The organism is Agromyces binzhouensis, from assembly GCF_004135055.1.
Taxonomy (GTDB): Bacteria; Actinomycetota; Actinomycetes; order Actinomycetales; family Microbacteriaceae; genus Agromyces; species Agromyces binzhouensis.
In genome coordinates this window covers 1-4,580 of record NZ_SDPL01000247.1, presented here as the reverse complement: position 1 = coordinate 4,580, position 4,580 = coordinate 1, and the positions used below count along the sequence as shown (strand labels likewise).

Here is a 4,580-nt window from a genome sequence, read left to right as displayed (position 1 = left end):
CGCGCGGTTAGGCTCGGATGCCATGGCGGAGTCCGGCACCGACGTCGCGGGGCACCGGCCGGGGGCCCCGCGTCGCGGCCCCTCGCGCCTCGGCGGGCGGGCCGCCCTCTGGGTCGCGTTCGGAGCGGTGCACCTCGGGCTCGCGCTCCTGAACCTCTACGCGCCCGGCTGGCCGCTCGGCGACGTCACCGCGGTGTACCGGGTCTGGGCGGAGACCGCGCAGCTCGGATTCCTGCGCATGGGCATCGACACGCCGTGGGTGTACCCGATCCTGGCGTTCGCGCCCATGACGGCCGCGCTCGCGTTCGGATCGGCCTGGTACGGGGTGACCTGGCTCGGCATGGTGACCGTCCTCGACGCGATCGCCTTCTCGGTGCTGCTCGGTCGGGGCGCCTTCTCCCGGCGTCGCAGGGCGGCGGCCTGGTGGTGGCTGGCCTTCCTCGCGTTCCTCGGTCCGATCGCGCTCGGCCGGATCGATGCCGTGACCGTGCCGTTCGCGATCGTCGGCCTGCTGTGGGCGGCGGGGCGGCCCCGGGTGGCCGCCGTGCTCCTGACCGTCGCGACCTGGATCAAGGTGTGGCCGGCAGCGCTCGTCGCGGCGATGCTGGTGGCGCACCGGCGCCGATTCGAGGTGTTCACGGTCGCCGCGACGCTGTCGATCGGGATCATCGGGGTGAGCCTCATCGCCGGATCGGGCGCCAACGCGTTCGGCTTCGTCGCCGAGCAGGCCGAGCGCGGGCTGCAGATCGAGGCGCCGCTCGCCGTGGCCTGGATGTGGTGGATCGTGGCCGGGACCGACGCCGCGACCATCGTGTACGACCGGGACATCCTGACCTTCCAGATCGAGGGGCCGGGGGCGGATGTCGCGGCCTCGCTCACCACTCCGCTGATGGTGCTCGGGATCGCCGCCGTGCTGGCTGCGGGGGCGCGCTCTGCGCGCCGGGGCGCCCACCTCGGCGCGCTGCTGCCGCCGCTCGCGGTGGCGTTCACCACCGTGCTGATGCTCGCGAACAAGGTGGGCTCGCCGCAGTTCGTCACGTGGCTCGCAGCACCCGTCGTGCTCGGCCTCGTGCTCGGCGGGTCCCGGTTCCTCACGCCGGCGGCCGTCGCCGCTGCGATCGCAGTGCTCACGCACGTCATCTACCCGTACTGGTACGCATGGCTGCTCATCGCGAACCCGGGGTTCGTCCTGCTGCTGACGGTGAAGGTCGTGCTCCTGTTCGTCCTGCTCGGATGGTCGGTCCGTGCGGTGTGGCAGGCTGGGAGCGAGCGGCGCCCCCGAACGGCGTCGTGACCTCCGGCGCTCCCGGCGCCGTCGACCTCAGGGAGGAATCCTCATGCTGGTGGCGTTCTCGGTCGCACCGAGTGGGACCGGACGGAGCGACGGGTCCGTGCACGACGCGGTGGCGGCTGCGGTGCGGATCGTGCGCGAGTCCGGACTGCCGAATCGCACGACCTCGATGTTCACCGAGATCGAGGGGGAGTGGGACGAGGTCATGCGGGTCGTGAAGGACGCGTGCGACGCGGTCGCCGGCTACGGCTCGCGGGTCTCCCTCGTGCTCAAGGCGGACATCCGGCCCGGGTACTCGGGCGAACTCGACGCGAAGGTCGATCGGCTCGAGGCCGCCATCGACAACGACGGCTGAGCCCGCGTCGAACCCCGGGCCCGAGGCGATCGACCCCGACGGGCCCCGGCTCCGGGCACGCGGCAGCGGGTTGTCGAATCGATTCGATCCGTGCGATGATCGATCGGTGACCCCCGACTCCCACGGGCCGACGACGCCGTCGCCGGCCCGGATCCGTTTCGCCCTCCTCGCGCTCGCGATGGGCGGCTTCGGCATCGGCGCGACCGAGTTCGTCGCCATGGGCCTCCTGCCCGACATGGCCGCCGACCTGCTGCCGGGCCTGTCCGCGGAGTCGACGGATGCGGCGAACGCCGCCGCGGGGTGGATCATCTCCGCCTATGCGTTGGGCGTCGTCGTCGGCGCCCCGACCATCGCCGCCGCTGCGGCCCGCTGGCCGCGCAAGCGGCTGCTCCTCGCGCTGCTCGCCGCCTTCAGCCTCGGCACGATCGCGTCGGCGCTCCTGCCCACGTTCGAGCTCGTCGTGGCTGCGCGCTTCGTCGCCGCGCTCCCGCACGGCGCCTACTTCGGCATCGCCTCGCTCGTCGCGGCGAGCCTCATGGGGCCGGGCAAGCGCGCCCGCGGCGTCGCCCTCGTCCTCTCCGGGCTCACCATCGCGAACGTGGTCGGCGTCCCGACCATCACCTGGCTCGGCCAGCAGGCGGGATGGCGCATCGCCTACCTCGTCGTCGCCGGGATCTTCGTCGCCACGTTCCTCGCCGTCGCCGTGGCACTGCCGTGGCAGCCGGGCGACGCCGGAGCGACGATGAAGCGCGAGCTCCGCATCTTCACGCGCACCCAGGCGTGGTTCGCGCTCGCGATCGGCGCTGTCGGCTTCGGCGGCCTCTTCTCCGTGTACAGCTACGTGGCGCCGCTCGCGACCGAGGTGACCGGCCTGCCCGCCGGCGCGGTGCCGATCGTGCTCGTCGTCTTCGGCCTCGGCATGACCATCGGCAACCTCGTCGGCGGGCGCCTCGCGGACTGGAGCGTGCGCCGATCGATGTACCTGTTCTTCGCGACCCTCTCCGGTTCGCTCGTCCTGCTCGGGGCCACGGCGCAGCACCCGCTCGGACTCGGCGCCGGCGTCTTCCTCGTCGGCGCCTCCGCGGCGGCGCTCTCGCCCACGATCCAGGCACGCCTCATGGACGTCGCACGCGACAGCCAGTCGATCGCGGCGGCCCTGAACCACTCGGCGCTGAACATCGGCAACAGCCTCGGCGCCATCCTCGGCGGACTCGTCATCGCCTCCGGCCTCGGCTACGTGGCGCCCGTGTGGGTCGGGCTCCTGCTCACGGTCTCGGGCAGCATCCTCGCCCTCGGGACCTTCGCGCTCGACCGCGCGCGCCGTCGCCGGGGCATCCCGCTGCCGTCGGTGACGGGGGCGTTCGGCGCGATCGGCGACTGACCTACTCGGACTGGAGCAGGATGCCGTCGGCGATCGCGCGCTTGCGGAGCGCGACCTTCGTCCCGACGTCGTAGCCGGCGAGGCGGTACTTCTCCCGGATCCGCTTCAGGTAGCTCTTGGCGGTCTCCTCGGAGATCCCGAGCTGGAATGCGACCGCCTTGACCGGCTGGCCGGCACCGTAGAGCGCCATCACGCGACGCTCCTGCGCGCTCAGGCGAGGTGCCGCGCCATCGGACTGCAGCGCGTCCTCGAGCTCCTGCGACAGGTACTGCTCGCCGTTCCGGGCCGCGCGGATCGCCTCGACGATCGTCTCGACGGGCTCGGACTTCACGAGGTAGCCGAGGGCACCGGCGCCGAGTGCCTCGCGGACGACCGCCGGCTCGGAGTACGTGCTCATGAGCATGGTCCGCACGCCGGCCGACTTCAGGGTCGAGAGCTTGATCGAGATCGGGATGTTGTCGCGCAGGTCGAGGTCGAGGAGGACGACGTCGACCGGGAACTCCGGGTGGGCGAGGAGCTCGGACCACGACGGCACCGCTGCCAGGAGGTCGACGTCGTCGGTCGCGCCGCGCAGCCACTCCGTGAGAGCGCCGAGCAGCATCCGGTGATCGTCGACCACGGCGAGTCGGATGGGCGGCATCTCGGGTTCGGGCACGTCATGCTCCCCTCGGGTTGACGGCGCTGGGCGGCGCCGGATTCCGGACCGTGGGGTCGATCCGGCACTCGAGCTCGATGCGGAATCCCTCCGGACTCGGAACGATCTCGTGTACACCGACATTATCGAGTGCGTCCCATGCCGCCGCATCGACGCGGCGCGCCGTGAGACCGGAGACGTCGAGTCCGATCGCGACGGCGGCCAGCTCGCCGGATCGCGGGCCGACCTCTGGGTCGTCGTCGAGCGGGCCCTCGACCTCGGTCTCGCGGCACTGGACGCGGACCTCGAGCGGGGGTTCGTTCGCCTTGCGTCGACGCTGGCCGGCGACCAGCCAGAGCGCAAGGAGGAGCCCCTCGCGCTGCGTCGGCGAGAGCAGGCCGGCCAGGCCCTGCGGGTCGTCGATGCGCACGCGTCGGCTGAGGTACGCCGACTCGGTGACCGCGTGACGCAGCCAGGTGTCGGTGCGGCCCTCGATGAGCCGGATGCGCAGCCGGGCGGCGAGGATGCCCGCCCGCTCGGCGGCCTCGGTCGGAAGGGGGATCGAGATGCGACCCGATCCCACGTCCTCCAGCAGCGACTCGGCGTCGTAGTCGAGCTCCGCGAGTTCCTCCGAGGCGCGCATGCCGACGGCGGAGCGCGGAGTCGCGACGGTCGACTGCACGAGCGAGAGGTCGAGCTCGCGCCCGACGAGCCGCCGGAATCCGCGGACCCCCATGGCCACGAGCACCACGGGGATCACCGCCGTCGCGGCGATCGCCAGTCCGGCCACGGTCCACGACCCGGCGGTCGGCACCTGGAGCAGCGCCGCGATCGCGAGGACGCCGGCGATCACCGCGGATGCGGCGACCGGGGTCCGCGTCTCGCGGAGCGCCGCGACCGGGAGGAGGAGCGCGGCGGC

At 72.7% G+C, this 4,580-nt stretch carries 5 protein-coding genes; 3 read left to right on the top strand and 2 right to left on the bottom strand.

What is annotated here, in order from left to right; all coding sequences use genetic code 11:
* From ESO86_RS11815 to ESO86_RS11805, 3 genes are all read left to right on the top strand, one after another.
* A partial coding sequence (locus ESO86_RS11815; protein ID WP_207207108.1) for a glycosyltransferase 87 family protein occupies window positions 1-1,294 on the top strand: 1,294 nt, incomplete at its 5' end.
* Between the two features lie 43 nt (window positions 1,295-1,337).
* Entirely contained in the window at window positions 1,338-1,646 is a 309-nt protein-coding gene (locus tag ESO86_RS11810) for a thiamine-binding protein (RefSeq protein ID WP_129235210.1), read from the top strand.
* 106 nt (window positions 1,647-1,752) lie between these two features.
* Window positions 1,753-3,027, top strand: a complete 1,275-nt coding sequence (locus tag ESO86_RS11805; protein WP_129235209.1) for an MFS transporter — start codon at window positions 1,753-1,755, stop codon at window positions 3,025-3,027.
* A 1-nt stretch (window position 3,028) separates the two neighbouring features.
* On the opposite strand, the gene ESO86_RS11800 is transcribed toward ESO86_RS11805, so the two are convergent.
* Together ESO86_RS11800 and ESO86_RS18930 are read right to left on the bottom strand one after the other, a co-directional pair.
* Window positions 3,029-3,667, bottom strand: coding sequence for a response regulator transcription factor (locus ESO86_RS11800; RefSeq protein WP_129235212.1), 639 nt, complete (start codon window positions 3,665-3,667; stop codon window positions 3,029-3,031).
* Between the two features lie 16 nt (window positions 3,668-3,683).
* On the bottom strand, window positions 3,684-4,580 hold an 897-nt coding region (locus ESO86_RS18930; RefSeq protein WP_165307716.1), incomplete at its 5' end, for a hypothetical protein.